Source organism: Streptomyces sp. NPDC028298 (assembly GCF_055565895.1).
Genome location: NZ_JBVHTL010000002.1, coordinates 903,594 through 923,806 on the forward strand (window position 1 = coordinate 903,594; position 20,213 = coordinate 923,806).

The window sequence follows — 20,213 nt, forward strand, 5'->3', positions numbered from 1 at the left end:
GCGACAGGGGAGTCCGTACGTGGTCGCCATCGTCAGGATCCTGCTGCGCCGCGTCGCGCTGCTCGTGCCGCTGATGCTCGGGATCGTCCTGTTCGTGTTCCTGGTGATGCGGTTCTCGGACGTCGATCCGGCGTCCGCGTTCTTCCAGGGCGCCAATCCGACCCCGCAGCAACTGCACGACTTCAGAGAGCGGAACGGGCTGCTCGATCCGCTGCCCGTGCGCTACTTCCACTTCGTGGGAGACCTGCTGCACGGAGACATGGGCACCAGCGCCCTGACCAGGGCACCGGTCGTCGAACAGGTCACCACCGCGCTGCCGCTCACCCTCCAGCTCACCTTCCTGGGGCTCGGCATCGCGGTGGTGCTGGCGCTGCTCGGCGGCGTCACGGCCGCGATCCACCGCGACCGGCTGCCCGACCAGATCATCCGGGTGGTGTCCCTGACCGGGGTCGCCGCACCGGGGTTCTGGCTGGCCCTGCTGATGATCCAGTACCTCGCCGTCGACCAGGGCTGGTTCCCGACCGGCGGCTACATCAACCCGGCCGACTCGCTTACCGGCTGGCTGAAGACCATGGCGCTCCCGGCGCTCGCGCTCTCCCTGCCGGTCGCGGCCCAGCTCACCCGGATCGTCCGGACGTCCGTGGTCGAGGAGCTCGACAAGGACTACGTGCGCACCGCGATCGGCAGCGGGCTGCCGCCCCGGGTGGTCGTCGGCCGCAACGTCCTGCGCAACGCCCTGATGAACCCGCTCACCGTGCTGGGGCTGCGGGTCGGCTATCTGCTGGGCGGGGCGGTCGTCATCGAGACGATCTTCTCGCTGCCCGGCATGGGCAAGCTGATGATCGACGCCGTGCAGAACGGCGACCCGGCCGTCGTGCAGGGCGTCGTCCTGACCACCGCGTTCGGCTTCGTGATCGTGAACCTCGTCATCGACATCCTGTATCTGCTGGTCAACCCACGACTGAGGGAGGCGACCCGGTGATCACGCGGAAGGAACTCGCGGGGGCCCTCGCCCGGCCCGGCGTCCGGCTGCGCGGCTGGCGCAGACTGCCGCCGCTGTCGAGGATCGCGGTCTGCTTCCTGGCCGTGGTCCTCCTGGTGGCGGTGTTCGCCCCGCTGCTCGCCCCGCACGACCCGCTCGACCAGCAGCCGCAGACGGACGGCACCGGCCATCCGTCGGCGGACCACTGGATGGGGCAGGACAGCCTCGGCCGGGACATCCTCAGCCGGCTGATGTACGGGGCCCGCTGGTCCCTGGCCATCGGCCTCGGCGCCACCGCGCTCGCCCTGGTCGTGGGCGCGCTGCTCGGCGCGCTCGCCGCGACCTCGCGCAAGGCGGTCGACGAGACGCTGATGCGCTGCCTGGACGTGGTCATGGCGTTCCCCGGCATCGCGCTCGCCGCCGTGCTCGTCGCCGTCTTCGGCGGCGGCATCACCGTGCTGATCTGCGCGATCGCGTTCCTGTTCACCCCGCCCGTGGCCCGGGTCGTCCGGGCGAACGTGCTCGACCAGTACGGCGAGGACTACGTCACCGCCGAGCAGGTGATCGGCGCCCGCACCCCGCACATCGTGCTCCGGCACGTGGCCGTCAACTGCGCCGCCCCGGTCCTGGTGTTCTGCACCGTGCAGGTCGCCGAGGCGATCGTGTTCGAGGCCTCGCTGTCCTTCATCGGCGCGGGCGTGCGGCCCCCGGACCCGTCCTGGGGCAGTGTCATCGCCGACGGCAAGAACATGGTGCTGACCGGCGGCTGGTGGGCCACCGTCTTCCCCGGCATGCTGATGCTGGTCACCGTGCTGTCGCTGAACATCCTCTCCGAGGGCGTCTCCGACGCGTGGGCCGCGCCGGCCGCCCGCGAGGTGTCGGTACCGCCCGCCGAGGACCGGCTGGAAGCCCCGGAGCCGGGCAGCGGCACGGTCGTCGAACTGCCCGGCCTGGCGCGGGCCGCGGCCCGGCTGCGCGCGCGGGCCCGGCCGCCCGTCACGGACGGGCAGCCCGTTCTCGCCGTCGAACGGCTGGCCATCGGCTTCGACGACCGGCACGGCGGTGTGGACATCGTCGACGGCATCAGCTTCGAGGTCCACCCCGGTGAAGTCCTGGGCCTGGTGGGCGAGTCGGGCTGCGGGAAGTCGCTCACGGCCCTGACCGTGATGGGCCTGGAGCCCAAGGGTGCCCGGGTGCGCGGCCAGGTGCGTTTCCGGCAGCGGCAGTTGGTCGGCGAGCCGATGCGGGTACGGCGCCGGCTGCTGGGCCACGAGATGGCGATGGTCTACCAGGACGCGCTGTCGTCCCTGAACCCGGCGATGACGATCAGGGCGCAGCTCAAGCAGGTGATACGGCGGGGCGGCAGGCGCACGGCGGCCGAACTCCTCGCCCTGGTCGGTCTCGACCCCGAACGGACCCTGCGCAGCTACCCCCACGAACTCTCCGGGGGGCAGCGCCAGCGGGTGCTGATCGCGATGGCGCTGTCCCGTGAACCCGCGCTGATCGTCGCGGACGAGCCGACGACGGCCCTGGACGTGACCGTGCAGGCGCAGGTCATGGAGCTGCTGCTGCGGCTGCGGGCGGAACTGGACTTCGCCCTGGTCCTCGTCTCGCACGACCTGGCGCTGATCTCGGCGGTCACCGACCGGGTGGTCGTGATGTACGGCGGCCAGATCGTCGAGACGGGGGTGACGGCGGACCTGGTGGAGTCCCCCGCCCACCACTACACGCGGGGGCTGCTGGGCAGTGTCCTGTCCCTGGAGTCGGCGGCCGAGCGCATGACGCAGATCAGGGGGGTCGTCCCCTCCCCCGCCGACTTCCCGGCCGGCTGCCGGTTCGCCGACCGGTGCCCGATGGCCGACGAGGTGTGCCGGGCGACGGCGCCGGACCTCCTCGGCACGCCCACGCACACGGCGGCCTGCCACCACCCGGCCGTCGACCTGGTGACGACGGAGAGCGAGGCCGTGACATGAGTTCATCCCCGGTGGACCCGCTCGTCCGGCTCACCGACACGCATGTCGTCCACAAGGCGCGCAGCGGCGGTGTGTTCACCCGCGACCGGGTGTACGCGCTGACGGGCGCCGATCTGACCGTCGCGCCCGGCGAGACGATCGGCGTCGTCGGCGAGTCGGGCTGCGGCAAGTCGACGCTCGCGAAGGTGCTGGTGGGGGTGCAGCGGCCGACGTCCGGGACGGTGACGTTCGGCGGCCGTGACCTGTGGTCCCTGAAGCCGGACGAGCGGCGCACGGCCGTCGGGGCCGGCACGGGCATGATCTTCCAGGACCCGTCGACGGCGCTGAACCGGCGGCTGCCCGTGCGCCGGATCCTGCGCGACCCGCTGGACGTGCACCGGCGCGGCAGGGCGGCCGATCGGGACGCGCGGGTGCGGGAGCTGATGTCCCTGGTCGGTCTGCCCCGGGCGCTCGCGGACGCGCTGCCGGGCCAGCTCTCGGGCGGCCAGCGCCAGCGGGTGGCGATCGCCCGCGCCCTGGCCCTGGACCCCGGTCTGGTGGTGGCCGACGAGCCGACGAGCGCGCTGGACGTGTCGGTGCGCGCGCAGATCCTCAATCTCCTGCTGGACCTGAAGGAACGCCTCGGCCTGGCGCTGGTGTTCGTGTCCCACGACATCCAGACGGTGCGCCGGATGAGCGACCGGGTGATCACGATGTACCTCGGCCGGATCGTCGAGGAGTCCCCGGCGGGCGAGGTCACCGACGGCTCCCGTCACCCGTACACCCGGGCGCTGTTCTCGGCGACCCCGGGCCTGCTGGAACCCATCGAGCCGATCCCGCTGACCGGACCCGTCCCCTCGGCGACGCGCCCGCCGAGCGGCTGCCCCTTCCGCACCCGCTGCTGGAAGGCGGACACGGAATGCGCGACCCGGATGCCGGACTTCACGGCCGCGTCGGCACCCGGCCACCGCTTCCGGTGCCACCATCCTGTGGAGGAGGGCCGGTCGACGCGCACCCTCGTCGCGCAGGCCGAGTCCGCCGCCCTGGCCGACGTTCCGTTCCAGCAGCACATCCGGGAGCCTTCATGACCTTCCCCGCCCCGCTGACCGGTGTCGTACCGCCCGTCTGCACGCCCCTGACACCGGACCGCGAGGTGGACGTCCCGTCGCTCACCCGGCTGATCGACCACCTCGTGAACGCCGGGGTGCACGGCCTGTTCGTCCTCGGCTCGACGTCCGAGGTCGCCTATCTGACGGACGCGCAGCGCGCACGGGTGGTGGAGACGACGGTGGCGCACGTCGCCGGTCAGCTCCCCGTCCTGGCCGGCGCCATCGACATGACGACGCCCCGCGTCCTGGACCACGCGCGCGCCGCCCGTGCCGCGGGCGCGGACGCGATCGTCGTCACGGCCCCCTTCTACACCCGCACCCATCCCGCGGAGATCGCCCGGCACTTCCGTGTCGTCGCCGCCCGCGCCTCGCTCCCCCTGTTCGCGTACGACCTGCCCGCCTCCGTCCACACCAAGCTGAGCCCCGAACTGGTCCTCGAACTCGCCGCCGACGGCGTCCTGGCGGGCCTGAAGGACTCCAGCGGCGACCTCGGCGCCTTCCGCACGGTCGTCACCGGCGCCCGCAGCCGCCCCGGCGCCGGCGGCTTCACCGCGCTCACCGGCTCCGAGGTGGTCGTCGACTCGGCGCTGGCCCTCGGCGCGGACGGCGTAGTCCCCGGTCTGGCCAACGTGGACCCGGTGGGCTACGTACGGCTGTACGAGCTGTGCGCGGCGGGCGACTGGCAGCGGGCGCGGGCGGAGCAGGAACGGCTCTGCGAGCTGTTCGGGCTGGTGGACGTCGGCGACCCGGCCCGGATGGGCGGCAGTTCCTCGGCGCTCGGCGCCTTCAAGGCCGCGCTGTCCCTGCGGGGCGTCATCGACTGCGCCGCGACAGCGGAACCCCAGGTGCCGCTGTCTCCGGGCGAGGTCGAACGCGTGGGGAAGTACCTGGCTTCGGCGGGACTGCTCTGAGCCGGAGTCCGTCCTTACCCGAGCAGCCCGTTCAGCGGCAGCCGCCGGAACTCGATGCTCTCGTACGGTCCCGCGTCGCCGGTCTCGTAGAGGATGCCGACCCGGGAGTGGCCGAGCTGGACGAGGTCCGAGTAGGCGGCCCGCCGCGTGGACAGCGTGACCGCCTTGTCGAAGTCCGCGCCGGCGGTCGTGCTGCGCCAGACGGCCATGGAACTGCGGACCGTGGGGACGGAGGGGCCCGAGAAGAGGAGCGGGGCGAAACGGCCGGTGAGCTGGAGGACGCTGCCCTGGACGACGGGGACGTCGTTCAGGTCGGGCTGGACGGCGAAGGGGCGGTCCAGGGTCTCGGCGCCGTCGCTGGAGTAGGAGTCGAGGCGGTTGCCGGTGCTCGTGCCGTTCTGGTCGCGCGAGGTGAAGTAGAGCCTGCCGTCGGGCAGTTCGGCCACCGAGCTCTCGTTGGCGTTGTCGATGCCGTCGTACGAGTCGTCGACGAAGCCCAGCCGCCAGGTGCGCCCGCCGTCGTCGCTGTAGAGCGCGTGCGCCCCGTAGTACCTGGCCTCCTGGCCGGTGTCCGTGGACCCGGCGGGCGGGGCGGCGGAGTGGTTGGCGGGCACGACCAGGCGTCCCGCGTGCGGTCCGTGGCGCAGTGCGATCGCGTGGCCGGGCCCGGTGGCGTACCAGCGCCAGCCCGGCAGCTTCGTCTGGTCCGTGATGTCCCGCGGGGCGGTGAAGTGCCGCCCGTCGTCACGGCTCGTCTGGACGAAGACGCGCCGGCTCTGCTGCGCCGTGACCTCGCCGCGCATGATCTGCGCCTCGGTCACCGCACCGCTGTTGTACGAGGTGAGCAGGACGATCCGGCCGGTCCTGGGGTCCACCACCGGCGCCGGGTTGCCGCGGGTGTCGCCGTTCCCGGAGGCGACGACCCGCATCGGGCTCCAGGTGCAGCCGCCGTCGAAGGAGCGCCTGAGGACGACGTCGATGTTGCCGGTGTCGCCCGCGCCGCTGTGGCGCCCCTCGGCGAAGGCGAGCAGGGTGCCGGCTCTGGTCGTGACGGTGGCCGGGATGCGGTAGGTGTCGTAGCCGTCCTGGCCCGCGGTGTACGGGACGGAGGAGGCGCAGTCCCCGGCTCCACGGGGCGCGGCCGAGGCGGGGTGGCCGGTGGCGGCGAGGGCGGTGAGGAGTCCGGCGGTGGCGGCGAACGCGACCATGCGGCTCATGCTGGTCATGACACTCCCTGGACTACGTCGACTGCATCGGGCATGGAACGACGTGGGACGTGGGATGTCCCGGTGAACCTAATGTGCCCAGGGGGCCTCGGCAATACCCGTGCTTTCACGGCATGCTGATGGGACGTCAGTTCGCTCCGGCCGGGCCTTCGGCTGCCGCGGGGCCGGGCGGTCCGGGCTTTCGGCCGCCTCCCGGGTCGGCGCGAGGCGGGCTTTCGGCCGCCTTCGGGGCAGGCGCGAGGCGGGCCCTCCACCGCTGCTTTCGGGCGCCGCCGGGTCAGGCGCGGCCCATGTCTCCGGGGGTCACCAGGCCCGACTCGTACGCCACGATGACGAGCTGGGTCCGGTCGCGGGCGCCCAGCTTGCCCATGATGCGGCTGACGTGGGTCTTGGCGGTGAGCGGGCTGAGTCCCAAGGCCGCCGCGATCTCCGTGTTGTTGAGGCCGCGCGCGACGAGGGTGAGCACCTCGCGCTCGCGATCGGAGAGCCCTTCGGGACCGCCCGCCGCGAGCGCGGGGACGGAGGGGGCGCGCAGGAAGCGGGCGACCAGGCGGGCGGTGGGACCCGGCGAGAGCAGCGCGTCCCCGGCGGCCACGGTGCGGATCGCGTCGAGGAGGTCGGCGGGCCGGGTGTCCTTCACCAGGAAGCCGGAGGCGCCCGCGCGCAGCGCCTCCACGATGTGCTCGTCGGTGTCGTACGTGGTGAGCACGAGCACCCTGACCCCGGCGAGGTCCTCGTCGGCCGCGATGAGCCGGGTGGCCTCGATGCCGTCCAAGTCGGGCATGCGGATGTCCATCACGACCAGGTCGGCGCGCGTGGCGCGGGCCAGCTCGACGGCCTCCCGGCCGGTGGCCGCCTGCCCGACGACCTCCATGTCCCGGGCCGACTCGACGAGCATGGCGAACGCGGCCCGTACGAGGTTCTGGTCGTCGGCGAGAACCACGCGGATGGTCATCGGAGCCCGCCCTCTCCCGGCTCGGTCACGCGTCCGGGACCGGCCCCGGGCGCGTGACGGTCGTCCCGTACGGCCCCTGCGCCACGTACGGACGAAGGCTCCGGTCCCCGGTCGGGCACCGCTCGACGTCCGGAGTCGGGTCGCTGGTCCGGGACCGCCGGGCGGCCGGGGACGGAATCGGGTCGCCGGCCGGGCACCGCTCGACCGTCGAGGTCGGGTCGCTGGTCCGGCACCGCCGGGCGGCCGAGGTCGGGTCGTTGGTCCGATACCGCCGGGCGGCCGGAATCGGGTTGCTGGTCCGGTACCGCTGCGTGCCCGGGGTCAGGTCGCTGGTCCGGTACCGCCGGGCGCAGGGGCAGGACGGCCAGTACCGCGAATCCGCCCTCCTGTCGTGTCCCGGTCTCCACGGTGCCGCCCACGCTGCGGGCCCGCTCCCGCATCCCCACCAGACCGAAGCCGGGCGGACCGCCCGCGTCCCCGATGCCGTCGTCGGTGACCCGCACGCGCAGCGCCCAGCCGTCCGTGTCCAGCTCCACGCGGACGCTCGCCTCCGGGCCCGCGTGCCGTACCGCGTTGGTGAGGGCCTCCTGGACGATGCGATAGGCGGCGGCGCCGACGGCGGTGGGAACGCCCTCGGCCCCCACCACGGACGACGCCTCCACCCGTGTGCCCGCCGAACGGGCCGCCGCCACCAGATCGGGCACGGCGTCGAGGCCGGGCAGCGGGCCCCGGCCGTCGCCGCCGCCGTGCTCGGTGTCGCGCAGCACCTCCAGCGTGCTCCGCAGCTCGCCGCGCGCGGTCCGGCAGGTCTCGGAGATGTCGTCGAGGGCCTTGGCGACGGCCGTACGGTCCAGACGGTCGGGGTCGGCGGCCAGGACGTGCGCGGCGACGGAGGTCTGCACGCCGATCAGGGTGATGCTGTGGGCGAGCAGGTCGTGCAGGTCCCGGGCGATGCGCAGCCGTTCCTCGGCGACCCGTCGGCGGGCCTCCTCCTCGCGGGTGCGCTCGGCGCGCTCCGCGCGTTCGACGACCGAGGCGAAGTACTGCCCGTGCACCCGGACGTACACGCCGAGCACGATGAACGCGACGATCCAGCCGGTGATGCGCAGCGCCTGGGTGCCCTCGGCGGCACCCTGCCCGAACTTGACCGTGAGCATGATGCCGATGACCCCGCTGCCGACGACCAGGGAGCGCAGCGGGCTCCCGGTGACGGCGACGGTGAACAGCGCGGTCATCGAGACGAGCAGCGGCGCGCTGTGGTCGAAGTCGAGCGCGTGGTACGGGGCCACGCAGGCGACGAGCCCGAGGAACGCGGCGAGCGGGGCACGCCGCCGGAAGACCATCGGGAGGTGGGCGGCGACCAGCAGGCTCCAGCCGAGCGCGTCCGGCCGCCGGCCGTCCGCGTGCAGGAGGAGCGCCACGGTGACGTCGAGGAGCAGCAGCGCGCCCGCGAGCAGCGCGTCCTGGCGCACGACCCGCGCCGGGTCGGTGGCGCTCGGGTGTCCGAAGCCGGTGAGGTGCAGCATGCCTTTGACGTCCACCGCTTCATCTTCCGTGAGGGGGCGCCCCCGCGGGAGGCGGGGGCGCCCGTTGTCCGTCGTCCGGTGGGTGCGGGTCAGCCGACGGGGACGGGGTCCTGTCGTCCGGCCTTCTCGGGGTCGGGCTCGCGGGAGAGGGCGCCCGGCCACCACACCTTGCGTCCCAGGGCCACGCTCGCGCTGGTGACCAGGTACGTGCGGACGAGGAAGGTGTCGAGCAGCACCCCGACGGAGATGACGAAGCCGAGCTCGACGAGCTGGAGGAGCCCCATGTTCGTGAGCACCGCGAAGGTGGCCGCGAGGACGAGGCCGGCCGAGGCGATCACGCCCCCCGTGGTGCGCAGCGCGGTGAGCGCGGCGGCCGCCGGTTCGGCGCCGGAGAGGGACTCCTCCCGCATGCGGTGCATGAGGAAGATGCCGTAGTCGACGCCGAGGGCGACCAGGAAAACGAAGGACAGCAGGCCGAGGCCGGGATCGGTGCCCTCGAACCCGAACAGCGGGCCGAAGACGAGGCCGCCGATGCCGAGGGCCGCGCCCCACACCGCGATGACGGCGGCGACGAGCAGCAGCGGCGCGACGAGGGAGCGCAGCAGCAGGATCAGGATCAGCAGCACCGAGACGAGCACGATCGGGACGACGACGAGCCGGTCGCGGGCGTTCGTGTCCTGGAGGTCGAGCTGCTGGGCGCTCGGGCCGCCGACGTACGATCCGCCGAGGTCGGCCCGCAGGGCCTTGATGGTGGCGGTCTCGGCCGCCGACTGCGGGGCGCCGCGGGCGATGACGGAGATCTCGGTCCAGCCTCCGCCGCTGCGTCCGCGTTCGGCGCTCGCGACGCCGCTGTGCCCGCGTGCGGCGGACAGTGTGGCGTCCGCCCGTCCGGTGGGGGTGATCACGGTGATCGGCTGGGTGCCCCGCCCGGGGTAGGCGCGGGCGAGTGTCTCCATCGCGGTGACCGAGTCGGGCCGGTGGACGAAGGAGTCCTCCTGCTTGAGCGCGCCGGGCAGGTTCAGGGTGCCGAGGGCGAGGGCCCCGAGCAGGGCGGCTCCGCTCGCCAGGACGACGAGTGGCCGGCGGCCGGCCGAGGAGCCCATCGCGGCGAACAGGCTCCGCCGTCGCCGGGGCTCGCTGCCGTAGGCGGGGACGAGCGGCCAGAACACCCGGCGGCCGAGCAGGACGAGCACGGCGGGCAGCAGGGTCAGCATGGCGAGGAGGGCGCACAGCACCCCGACGGTGCCGGTCGGGCCCATGCCCCGGCTGCTGTTGAGGTCGGCGGCGAGCAGGCAGAACAGTCCGGCCGCGACGGTCCCGGAGGAGGCGAGCACGGCGGGCCCGCAGCCGCGCAGGGCCTCCTTCATGGCGTCGTAGGGCCGCTCGACGCGCCGCAGTTCCTCCCGGTAGCGGGAGATGATCAGCAGGGCGTAGTCGGTTCCGGCGCCGAAGACGAGAATCGTCATCACGCCCGAGCTCTGTCCGGAGACGACCGTGCCGAACGCCTGGTTCAGGCCGTAGGCGACGCCCATCGACAGATAGTCCGCGACGCCGGCGACGGCGAGCGGGACGAGCCACAGCAGCGGGCTGCGGTAGATGAGGATGAGCAGGACGGCGACGACGGCGACGGTGGTGTAGAGCAGCGGCCCGCCGAGCGAGTTGTAGACCTCGCCCGCGTCGGTGGCCAGGGCGCCGGGTCCGCCGACGACGACGCTCATGCCGTCCGTGTCGCGGGCCACGTCGCGGACGTCGTTCACGAACGCGTCGCGCTTCTTCTCGTCGGTGCCGGGGGCGTTGCTCGCGAGCGGGTACATCAGGGTGCTGCCGTCGGAGGACGGCATGGCCCTGGGGGTGCCGGTGAGCGGGTTCGCCCGGGTGATCGCGGCGACCTGGCGGGCCGCGGTGTCCCGGTCGGCCGGCCGGAGTCCCCCGTCGCGGTGGTAGACGAGCACCAGCTCGGTGGTCTCGCCGCCGGGCAGCCGGTCCTCGATCTTCGCGGCCCGTGTGGAGTCGGCGCTCGACGGCAGATAGTCGACGGCGCGGTCGTGCTGCACGTCCGACAGCTTGGCCGCGAACGGGCCGACGACGGCCAGCAGCCCGATCCACAGCGCGAGCACCGCCCACGGCACGGCCCTCCGCCGCGACGGCGTACTTGTCTCTCCGGCCCCCATGGACAGGGCCTCCCTCCGGTCCGGATGTCTGGTTGTCGTGTTCCAGACTTCCGGCCCGTGGACCGCCTTTCGTCGCCCCGGGGACCGACCCGGCCCCTACTGCGCCGGGTGTGCCGGGGCTCTCGTTACTCCCTGGGGAGTAGTGCGGCGGAGGGCTTCGGGGGCGCTACGACGGAGTGCGGGCCGTGGCCAGGAGGCGGGTCACGTCGTCGGAGCAGATCGTCAGGGCCGCGCCGACGGTGGCGAGGGCGTCGCGTTCGGCGGGGGTGTAGGGGCCGTCGGCGAGGGCGATGCGGGCGCCCTGGAGGAGGATCGCCTCGCGGCCCGTCGCGGCGAGGTGCGGGGCCAGCGGGTCCAGGGCCTCGTGGAGCTCTATGGCCAGGCTCGCTCCGCACGGCTCGCCGAAGAAGCGGCCCGTGTCGGCGGCGAGGGCCTCGACGAGGGCGCTGAGCTGGTCCTCGGTGCAGTCGTCGAAGCCGGCCGAGCGGACGGTCGCGGCGGCGGTCTCCAGGGAGGAGCGGGCGCAGCCGCCGCCCGCCGCGAGGACCGCGAGGGCGACGGTGTGGACGGCGTCGCGGAGCATCGCGGAGAAGCGGGTGGTGGTGGGGTGGTCGAGGACGTCGGCGCCGTAGTGGTGGCCGCAGGCCGCGCATTCGACGACGGGTCCCGTCTCGCCGCGCGGGAGCACGGGAACACCCAGAAGGGTGAAGCGGCGTCGCCCGGTGAGCCGCTGGTAGTTGCGGTCGCCGCCGCAGCCGGGGCAGAAGAACTCCCCGTCGCCGACGGTGCTCCACGCCGTACGGGTGCCCAGGATGCGGGGAACCTGAACTGCACGACCGTTTCGTCCCCATCCTGGCAGCACGTCGCACACCTCCGTAACGCCACGGCAACATCGCCGCGCTGGCGTGATGTTAGCCACATTGTTGAGGTGTAGTCAGTACCTGGGACGAGACCTGCTCGTGACCTGCACACGAATTGGCCGGGACACGACCCGGCCCCGCCCGCCTCGAAAGGCGGACGGGGCCGGAAAGAACCAGGTGAACGAGGTCAGCGGGCCGCTCGGTTGACGGCGGAGACGACGGCCTTCAGCGAAGCGCGTGTCGTGTTCGCATCGATGCCGATTCCCCACAGGACCTTGTCGCCGATGGCGCACTCGATGTACGACGCGGCCTGCGCGGAGGCGCCCTCGCTCATCGTGTGCTCCTGGTAGTCCAGCAGGCGCACGTCGACGCCGATGGACTGCAGGGCGTCGAAGAAGGCGGAGATCGGGCCGTTGCCGGTGCCGCTCAGGACGGTGTCGGTGCCGTCGACCGTGGCCTCGACGGTCAGGGTGTCGACGCCGTCCTTGTCCGTGGTGGACTGGCCGGTCCTGACCTGGATACGGCCCCACGCGTTGTCGGGGTTGGGCAGGTACTCGTCCTGGAAGGTCGCCCAGATGTCCTTCGGCGTGACCTCGCCGCCCTCGGCGTCGGTCTTCGCCTGGATGATCTTCGAGAACTCGATCTGCATCCGGCGCGGCAGGTCCAGCTTGTGGTCGTTCTTCAGGACGTACGCGATACCGCCCTTGCCCGACTGCGAGTTGACCCGGATGACGGCCTCGTAGGAGCGGCCGACGTCCTTGGGGTCGATGGGCAGGTACGGGACGGCCCACTCGATGTCGTCGACGGTGACGCCCTTCGCGGCCGCCTCGGCCTCCATGGCGTCGAAGCCCTTCTTGATGGCGTCCTGGTGGGAGCCGGAGAAGGACGTGTAGACCAGGTCGCCCACGTACGGGTGGCGCGCGTGGACCTCCATCTGGTTGCAGTACTCCCACGTACGACGGATCTCGTCGATGTCGGAGAAGTCGATCTGCGGGTCGACGCCCTGGGAGAACAGGTTCATGCCCAGGGTGACCAGGTCGACGTTGCCGGTGCGCTCGCCCTGCCCGAACAGGCAGCCCTCGACGCGGTCGGCGCCGGCCATCAGCGCCAGTTCGGCGGCGGCGACGGCGGTGCCGCGGTCGTTGTGCGGGTGGATCGACAGGCACACGTACTCACGGCGGGACAGGTGACGGCCCATCCACTCGAAGCGGTCCGCGTGCGTGGAGGGGGTCGAACGCTCCACCGTGGCGGGCAGGTTGAGGATGATCTCGCGGCCCGGGCCGGGCTGCCAGACGTCCATGACCGCCTCGCAGACCTCCAGCGCGAAGTCCAGCTCGGTGTCGGTGAAGATCTCGGGGCTGTACTGGTAGCCGAACTCGGTCTCGGGGCCCAGCAGTTTCTCCGCGTACTCGACGACCAGACGCGTGCCGTCGACGGCGATCTGCTTGATGTCGTCCTTGGAGCCGCGGAAGACGACGCGGCGGAAGACCGGCGCGGTGGCGTTGTACAGGTGCACGTTGGCGCGCTTGGCGCCCTTCAGCGACTCGACGGTCCGCTCGATCAGGTCCTCGCGGGCCTGGGTCAGTACGGAGATCGTCACGTCGTCCGGGATCGCGGTCTCGTCCTCGATGATCGAGCGGACGAAGTCGAAGTCCGTCTGGCCCGACGCCGGGAAGCCGACCTCGATCTCCTTGTAGCCCATCTTGACCAGCAGGTCGAACATCTCACGCTTGCGCGCGGGCGACATGGGGTCGATCAGGGCCTGGTTGCCGTCACGCAGGTCCGTGGAGAGCCAGCGGGGGGCGACGGTGATCCGGTTGTTCGGCCAGTCGCGGTCCGGGATGTCGACCTGGTCGTACTGGCCGTACTTGTGGACCGGCATCGACGTGGGACGCTGGCGGTTGGCGCGGGTCTGCTCGCTGCTGTGGCTGTTCGCCATGATGCGTGGGCTCCTCAGGATGTCCGAAAGGACGGCCGACGGCGCAACGCCAGACTCCGCGGGGAGGGGGTCGGCCTCGACTACAGGCCCTCGCCGCGGCAGCTAAGAAGAAGCAGCCCGAAACGCATGATGCTCCGCAGCCTAGCGGAGCCCCGCTCCGTGCGGAGGGCTGTATCAGTATGCGGGATCGGGCGCGGCAAACGGGACAAAAAGTGCGCCATACCACTTCACGCCGGAATCCCCGGCTCCTTATCCGCGCATTTCACCAATCATGGTTGCACGTAGTGACATATAGGTCACTCAATGCAAGGGTGCCGGGCATGACGACCAACGGGGGCCACGAGCCCGTCCACTGCACCATCGTTCCGCCCCACGTCCTCGACAAGCTCGCCCAGCACGAGGACCCCGCGCTCTCCGGTCCCGCGCGCCAGACCCTGGAGCGCGACGCGTACGAGCGCACCCACCGCCGGCTGACCACCGTGATCGGCGCGCCCGCCGTCGCCGCCCCCGCGGGGGCGGACGACCGCGCGCCGCACCGCACGATCTACGACGCCCGCCACCGCCAGGACCTCCCCGGCAAGAGGGTCCGCGGCGAGGGCGACAAGCCCGGCAGGGACGCCACCGTCAACCGCGCGTACGCCGGCCTCGGCGCCACCTTCGACCTGTACCTGAACGCCTTCGAGCGCACCTCGATCAACGGCGAGGGCCTGCCGCTCGACGCCACCGTGCACTTCGACAAGGACTACAACAACGCCTTCTGGAACGGCGAGCAGATGGTGTTCGGCGACGGCGACGGCGAGATCTTCCTCGACTTCACCCTCCCGGTCGACGTCATCGGCCACGAGCTGACCCACGGCGTCACCCAGTACACGGCGAACCTCGCCTACTTCGGCCAGTCGGGCGCCCTGAACGAGTCCATGTCGGACGTCTTCGGCTCGCTGATCAAGCAGTACACGCTCGGCCAGACCGCCGGCGAGGCCGACTGGCTGATCGGCGCCGGGCTGCTCGCCCCGCGGGTCACCGGCACCGCCCTGCGCTCCATGAAGGCACCGGGCACCGCGTACGACGACGACGTGCTCGGCAAGGACCCGCAGCCCGGGACGATGGACGGCTACGTCCACACCAGCCGGGACAACGGCGGCGTCCACATCAACTCGGGCATCCCCAACCACGCCTTCTACCTCGTCGCCCAGGCCCTCGGCGGCCACGCGTGGGAGCGGGCCGGACAGATCTGGTACGACGTGCTGACCGGCGGGGAGCTGTCGCAGCAGGCCGACTTCTCCGACTTCGCGCGGCTCACGCTCGCCGCGGCCCGGACCCGGTACGAAGAGGGCGAGGAACTGCAGGCCGTGTCGAAGGCCTGGGAGCAGGTCGGGGTTCCCTCCGCCTAGCGGGATCCGCCGCCGGATCCCGGGTATCCGACCCGTAGCCCGGAGGCACCCGCCTCCGGTGCACGACTCGTACCGGACAGGACCCCATGCGTATCGAAGTGCGGCGTACGGGCGGGTTCGCGGGCATCGAGCGCCGTGCCGAGGTGGACACCTCGGCACGGCCCGACGCCCCCGAGTGGCGCGCCCTCGCCGAACGGGTGCTCGCCGCCGGACAGGACACGCCGCCGGCCGGCATCCCGGACGGATTCCACTACGAGATCACCGTGGACGGCAGGACCGTCCACGCCGCCGACCCGAAGCTCACGGAGGACCAGCGCGAACTGATCTCCCGGGTTTTGAAGGAGGGAGCCTGAAGCAGGCGCCCGGGGTCGGGGAGCCTGAAGCGGGTGCCCGGGATCGGGGAGCCCGAAGGAGCGCCCGAGGCAGGACGCCGGGAGGAGCGGGCCCGACGGGGCAGGCCCGGCCGCGGGTTGGCGCCGACCCGTTGACTTCCGTTACCGCGGGTACAGATGATCGCGCATGGCGACCAACCCCCTCCCTCAGTTCCCGTCCGGCTTCCTCTGGGGCGTGTCCACCTCGGCCCATCAGATCGAGGGGGCCGTGGACGAGCGCGCCCCCTCGGTGTGGGACGCCTTCACCGCCGGGCCCGGTCACATCAAGGACGGCTCCACGGCGGCGGTGGCCTGCGACCACGTCCACCGCTACCCCGAGGACGTGGCGCTGCTGGCCGGCCTCGGCGTGGACGCGTACCGCTTCTCCGTCTCCTGGCCCCGGGTGAACTCCCCCGGCGGCCTCGACTTCTACGACCGCCTGGTCGACGCCCTGTGCGCGGCCGGCGTACGGCCCGTACCGACCCTCTTCCACTGGGACCTGCCGGCGGAGCTGGACTGGGCGGACCGGGACACCGCCGAGCGGTTCGCCGCGTACGCCTCGGCCGTCGCGGAGCGCCTCGGCGACCGCGTCAAGAAGTGGATCACCCTCAACGAGCCCGCCGAGCACACCCTGCTGGGGCACGCCCTGGGCGCGCACGCCCCCGGCAAGCGGCTCATGTTCGACGCGCTACCGGTGGCCCACCACCAGCTCCTCGCCCACGGTCTGGCCGTACGGGCGCTGCGCGCGGCCGGAGCCGGCGACATCGGGATCGCCAACTCGCACGGCCCGACCTGGGCGGCCTCGGACCGTACCGAGGACGTGGAGGCGGCCGACTTCTACGACCTCCTGCTCAACCGGCTCTTCGCCGACCCCGTCCTGCTGGGCCGCTACCCCGACGGCATCGGCGCGTTGATGCCCGGTGACGTCGAGTCGGACCTGAAGATCATCGGAGAGCCGGTCGACTGGTACGGGATCAACTACTACCAGCCGACCAAGGTGGGCGCCCCCGAGGGCGCGGAGATCGAGTTCGGCGGACTCACCCTGCCCGCCGAACTGCCGTTCACCGTCAAGGAACTGGAGGGGTACCCGGTCACCGACTTCGGCTGGCCGGTGGTGCCCGGGGCGCTCACCGAGCTGCTCACCGGCTTCCGCGAGCGCTACGGCGACCGGCTCCCGCCCGTCGTCATCACGGAGAACGGCTGCAGTTACGAGGGCATCGACGACCAGGAGCGGATCACCTTCCTGGACGGCCATATACGGGCGCTGCACGGGGCGTTGGAGCAGGGCGTCGACGTACGCGGCTATTTCGTCTGGTCGTTGATGGACAACTTCGAGTGGGCGGAGGGGTACGAGCGCCGCTTCGGACTCGTGCACGTCGACTACGACACCCTGGAACGGACCCCGAAGGCCTCGTACGCCTGGCTGCGGGACGCCCTGCGGGCACAGAGATGACCGCGGCCGACCGGGTCGCTCCCCTGTCCGCCCTCGCCGAGCCCGTCGAACGGGTCGGCCGGGGCTGGACGTCCGCGCTCTCGCTCGCCAACGGGGCGATCTGGGTGGGCTGGTACGGCCCGCTCCAGATCCTCCTCGCCTCCCAGGCGGAGGACTTCGCGCCCGGCACCGGCATGTCCAAGGAGACGATGCTGGCCTGGGTGACGGGTGCGGGCGCGGTGGTCTCGCTGATCGCCAACCCGCTCTTCGGCGCGCTGTCCGACCGGACGACCGCGCGGTGGGGCCGCCGGACGCCGTGGATCGTGGCGGGGGCGGCCGGCGGCGCGCTGTCCCTGCTGCTCCTCGCGGGCGCGGGCGGCGTCTGGACGATGGCGGCGGGCTGGTGTCTGGTCCAGCTCACCCTGAACGCCGCGTTCGCGGCGGTCACGGCGGCCGTCCCGGACCGGGTGCCGCGGCTCCAGCGCGGCAGCGTGGGCGGCTGGCTGGGCGCGGCGCAGATCCTCGGCGTGGTCGGCGGCACCGGGCTCGCGACGGTGGCGGGGGGCACCGGCGGCGGATACGCGGCGTGCGCGGTGTTCACGCTGGTGGGCGTCCTGCCGTACGTCCTGCGCCACAAGGACCTGCGGCTGCCCGAGTCGGCCCGGCCGCCCTGGTCGGGGCGGGAGTTCCTCGCGTCCTTCCGGCTGAGTCCACGCGAGCACCCCGACCTGGCGTGGGCCTGGCTGACCCGCTTCCTGATCAACCTCAGCAACGCCCTCGTGCTGCTGTACCTGCTCTACTACCTGCGCGACCGGCTGCGCCTGGACGACCCCGAGCAGGGCGTCCTCGTCCTCACCGCCGTGAACGGGATCACGCTGCTGGCCACGGTCGTGGTGGGCGGGGTGTGGTCGGACCGGCTGGGACGCCGCAAACCGTTCGTGATCTGGTCCGGCGTGCTGATGGCGGTGGCCACGGCGGCCCTGGCAGGCTGGCAGACCTGGCCCGGCGCGATCGCCGCCGCGGCCGTCCTCGGCGTCGGGTTCGGCGTCTTCACCTCGGTCGACTTCGCCCTGATGACCGATGTGCTGCCCAAGGCCCTCGACCGCGGCAAGGACCTCGGCGTCATCAACATCGCCAACGCCCTTCCCCAGGTCGCGGCCCCGGTCCTGGCCGCCCCGATCGTGACCTATCTGGGCGGCTACCGGGTCCTGTACCTGGTCGCGGCGGTGATCGGCCTCGCGGGGGCGGTGCTGGTGGTGCGGATCAAGGGGGTGGACTGAACCGACGGCCCTCCCTCCGGCGGACCGAACGGCCCTCCCCCCTGCGGGCGTCGACGGCCCTCCCCCGGCGGGCGCCGACGGCCCTCGCCGGGCGGGTGCCGGGAACGGGCCGCCGGGCGGATCACAGGGCGCCGGCGTCGCGGGCCGTCCACAGGGACGGGTACACCGGGCGGTATCCCAGGTCGTGGCGGATGCGGTCGGTGGACACGATGCCGTTCCAGGGGTCGGGGTCGGTGCGCTCGTACAGGGCGGGCGGCACCTCGACGCCGTTGATCCGGTGCAGGTCGACGGTGGTGACGGGGGCGTCGTCGGCGATGTTGTAGATCGGGGTGGCGCCCACGGCGGGGGCGTGGAGCAGCCGGAGCAGGCCCTGGGCGACGTCCGCGTGGTGGACCATCTGCAGCCGCTGCGTGGCGGCCCACTGCCCGGCCCACCGCAACGAGGCGGCCAGGTGCGGGTCGCCCTCCCCGTACACGAAGGGGAGGCGGCCGATCCGTACCTCCATGTCCGTGTCCAGGGCGAGCAGCCCGCGCTCGGCCTCGGCCTTGGAGGCCGGGTAGGCACCCCACATCTCGCCGCCGGGCACGCTCGGGTCGTCCTCGGTGAGCGGGCGGCCCCGGCCGGTCCCGTAGACCAGGTTGGTGCTGACCTGCACGAACCTGCGCACCCCCGCGGAGGCGGCGGCGCGGCCCAGCTCCAGCGCGGCGTCGCGGTTGACCGCCCAGGCCTCGTCGTCCGGAACGCCGCGGAAGGAGGCCGCGATGTTCACCACCGCGTCCACGCCCACCAGGGCCTTGTCCAGCGTCGCCGGGTCGCGCAGGTCCCCGACGGCGATCTCCGGCCCGAGGCCGGTCGGGCCGGTGAGCCCGGCGAGGGCCGTCGCCCGGGACTCGTCGCGCACCAGGATCCTCACCCGGTCCCCGGCGGGTGCCGCTCGCAGCAGACGGGGGACGAAACGGCGTCCGACCTCGCCGGTGGTTCCGGTCACCAGTGTCAGCATGATGTGTTCCTCTCGTCGGCCTCCACCGTCCCCCCGAGCCGGGCGGGGCGGGAGAGACCTCCTGATCCGGGGACCGGCGGTCCCTGGATAAGACCGGGGGCCTGCGTCACCCTGGAGAGGTGGACCGATCCGAGACAGCCGACTTCCTGCGCCGCGGCCGGGCCCGTCTGGAGCCCTCCGACGTGGGGCTCCCGGCCGGCTCCCGGCGTCGCATCCCCGGCCTCCGCCGCGAGGAGGTGGCGGCGCTCGCGGGCATGTCCGTGGACTACTACACCCGGCTCGAACAGGCCCGGGGGCCGCGCCCCTCCCGCCAGATGCTGGGCGCGCTGGCACGGGCGCTGCGGCTGACCGGCGACGAGCGGGACCACCTCTTCCACCTGGCCGGTGAGGAACCGCCCCGCGCCATGGGCGCCTCCTCGCACGTGCGCCCCGGGCTGCTGCTGATCCTCGACCGGCTGCACGACGCCCCCGCCCAGGTCGTGACCGACTACGGCGAGCTGCTCGCGCAGAACGCGATGTCGGCGGCACTGACGGGTCGGAGCGAACCCGGGCGCAATCTCATACGCGGGTTCTTCACCGACCCGGCCTCCCGGTCCCTCTTCCCGCCCGAGGACCGCCCCGAGCACGCCCGCTCCCACGTCGCGAACCTGCGCGCGGTCACCGCGGCCCGCCCCACGGACCCGGCGCCGGCCGCCCTGGTGGCCGAACTGCGCGCCACGAGCGAGGAGTTCGCGGAGCTCTGGGAGTCCCACGAGGTCGCCGTACGGCGCTCCGCGACGAAGCGGTTCCTGAATCCCACGGTCGGACTGCTGGAACTCGACTGCGAGATCCTGCTCAGCTCCGACGACAACCAGCTCCTCGTCGTCCACACGGCACGCCCCGGCACCGAGTCCCACGAACGTCTGCGGCTGCTGCGCGTGGTGGGCCTGCAGGACCTCACGCCCGCCACCGGCCGGCGGTGACCTCCCGGACCGGGTGGCCGTCCAGCCGTCGGCCCGCGCGCCCGGGTCCAACTTCGGCCACTTTTCATGACCGTTGAAGGAACCCGCTCGCTTCCCTTGTCATCGCAAGGTGCCTGCGCCTCAATGGAACCGCACATTCCGACGGA

The 20,213-nt window shown here is 72.7% G+C and carries 15 protein-coding genes and 1 pseudogene; 9 read left to right on the forward strand and 7 right to left on the reverse strand.

What is annotated here, in order from left to right:
* Positions 1–19 precede the first annotated feature (19 nt).
* From ACZ4TO_RS12525 to ACZ4TO_RS12540, 4 genes are read left to right on the forward strand one after another with little or no spacing between them, the layout of a single operon-like run.
* Entirely contained in the window at positions 20–982 is a 963-nt protein-coding gene (locus ACZ4TO_RS12525) for an ABC transporter permease (protein ID WP_382782283.1), read from the forward strand.
* Positions 979–2,955: a dipeptide/oligopeptide/nickel ABC transporter permease/ATP-binding protein gene (locus tag ACZ4TO_RS12530; protein WP_468024137.1), complete on the forward strand. Its 1,977-nt coding sequence runs from the start codon at positions 979–981 to the stop codon at positions 2,953–2,955. Before ACZ4TO_RS12525 ends, ACZ4TO_RS12530 begins: the two co-directional genes overlap by 4 nt.
* Positions 2,952–4,022 carry an oligopeptide/dipeptide ABC transporter ATP-binding protein gene (locus ACZ4TO_RS12535; protein ID WP_382782288.1) on the forward strand — a complete coding sequence of 357 codons (1,071 nt, stop codon included), beginning with the start codon at positions 2,952–2,954 and terminating at the stop codon, positions 4,020–4,022. Before ACZ4TO_RS12530 ends, ACZ4TO_RS12535 begins: the two co-directional genes overlap by 4 nt.
* Positions 4,019–4,954, forward strand: a complete 936-nt coding sequence (locus tag ACZ4TO_RS12540) for a dihydrodipicolinate synthase family protein (protein WP_382782291.1) — start codon at positions 4,019–4,021, stop codon at positions 4,952–4,954. The genes ACZ4TO_RS12535 and ACZ4TO_RS12540 overlap by 4 nt, the downstream gene beginning before the upstream one ends.
* A gap of 14 nt (positions 4,955–4,968) precedes the next feature.
* Here ACZ4TO_RS12540 and ACZ4TO_RS12545 read toward each other — a convergent pair whose 3' ends face one another.
* The 6 genes and pseudogenes from ACZ4TO_RS12545 to leuA form a co-directional block, all read right to left on the reverse strand.
* Complete coding sequence (locus ACZ4TO_RS12545; protein ID WP_468024138.1) at positions 4,969–6,180, reverse strand: sialidase family protein; 1,212 nt, start codon at positions 6,178–6,180, stop codon at positions 4,969–4,971.
* Positions 6,181–6,457: 277 nt separating this feature from the next.
* Positions 6,458–7,135: a response regulator gene (locus ACZ4TO_RS12550; protein ID WP_468024139.1), complete on the reverse strand. Its 678-nt coding sequence runs from the start codon at positions 7,133–7,135 to the stop codon at positions 6,458–6,460.
* Between the two features lie 350 nt (positions 7,136–7,485).
* Positions 7,486–8,661, reverse strand: a pseudogene (locus ACZ4TO_RS12555) (sensor histidine kinase); the annotation flags it as partial.
* Between the two features lie 89 nt (positions 8,662–8,750).
* Positions 8,751–10,832 carry an MMPL family transporter gene (locus ACZ4TO_RS12560; protein ID WP_468024140.1) on the reverse strand — a complete coding sequence of 694 codons (2,082 nt, stop codon included), beginning with the start codon at positions 10,830–10,832 and terminating at the stop codon, positions 8,751–8,753.
* Positions 10,833–10,998: 166 nt separating this feature from the next.
* Positions 10,999–11,694, reverse strand: a complete 696-nt coding sequence (locus ACZ4TO_RS12565) for a tellurite resistance TerB family protein (protein ID WP_382782303.1) — start codon at positions 11,692–11,694, stop codon at positions 10,999–11,001.
* A 185-nt stretch (positions 11,695–11,879) separates the two neighbouring features.
* Complete coding sequence (leuA, locus tag ACZ4TO_RS12570; RefSeq protein WP_382782306.1) at positions 11,880–13,631, reverse strand: 2-isopropylmalate synthase; 1,752 nt, start codon at positions 13,629–13,631, stop codon at positions 11,880–11,882.
* A gap of 320 nt (positions 13,632–13,951) precedes the next feature.
* Between leuA and ACZ4TO_RS12575 the strand changes: the two genes are divergently transcribed.
* The 4 genes from ACZ4TO_RS12575 (at position 13,952) to ACZ4TO_RS12590 (ending at position 18,105) form a co-directional block, all read left to right on the forward strand.
* A complete protein-coding gene (locus ACZ4TO_RS12575) occupies positions 13,952–15,022 on the forward strand; it encodes a M4 family metallopeptidase (protein ID WP_468024141.1) in 1,071 nt (356 codons plus the stop codon).
* 86 nt (positions 15,023–15,108) lie between these two features.
* Positions 15,109–15,375 (forward strand): protealysin inhibitor emfourin, encoded by a 267-nt coding sequence (locus ACZ4TO_RS12580; protein ID WP_382782311.1) that lies wholly within the window; start codon positions 15,109–15,111, stop codon positions 15,373–15,375.
* Between the two features lie 166 nt (positions 15,376–15,541).
* Complete coding sequence (locus tag ACZ4TO_RS12585) at positions 15,542–16,846, forward strand: GH1 family beta-glucosidase (RefSeq protein ID WP_468024142.1); 1,305 nt, start codon at positions 15,542–15,544, stop codon at positions 16,844–16,846.
* Positions 16,843–18,105 carry an MFS transporter gene (locus tag ACZ4TO_RS12590; protein WP_468024143.1) on the forward strand — a complete coding sequence of 421 codons (1,263 nt, stop codon included), beginning with the start codon at positions 16,843–16,845 and terminating at the stop codon, positions 18,103–18,105. The genes ACZ4TO_RS12585 and ACZ4TO_RS12590 overlap by 4 nt, the downstream gene beginning before the upstream one ends.
* A gap of 121 nt (positions 18,106–18,226) precedes the next feature.
* On the opposite strand, the gene ACZ4TO_RS12595 is transcribed toward ACZ4TO_RS12590, so the two are convergent.
* Positions 18,227–19,105, reverse strand: coding sequence for an NAD-dependent epimerase/dehydratase family protein (locus tag ACZ4TO_RS12595; protein WP_385042252.1), 879 nt, complete (start codon positions 19,103–19,105; stop codon positions 18,227–18,229).
* A gap of 119 nt (positions 19,106–19,224) precedes the next feature.
* On the opposite strand from ACZ4TO_RS12595, the gene ACZ4TO_RS12600 reads away from it, so the two are divergent.
* Entirely contained in the window at positions 19,225–20,067 is an 843-nt protein-coding gene (locus ACZ4TO_RS12600; protein ID WP_468024144.1) for a helix-turn-helix transcriptional regulator, read from the forward strand.
* The last annotated feature ends 146 nt before the right edge of the window (positions 20,068–20,213 follow it).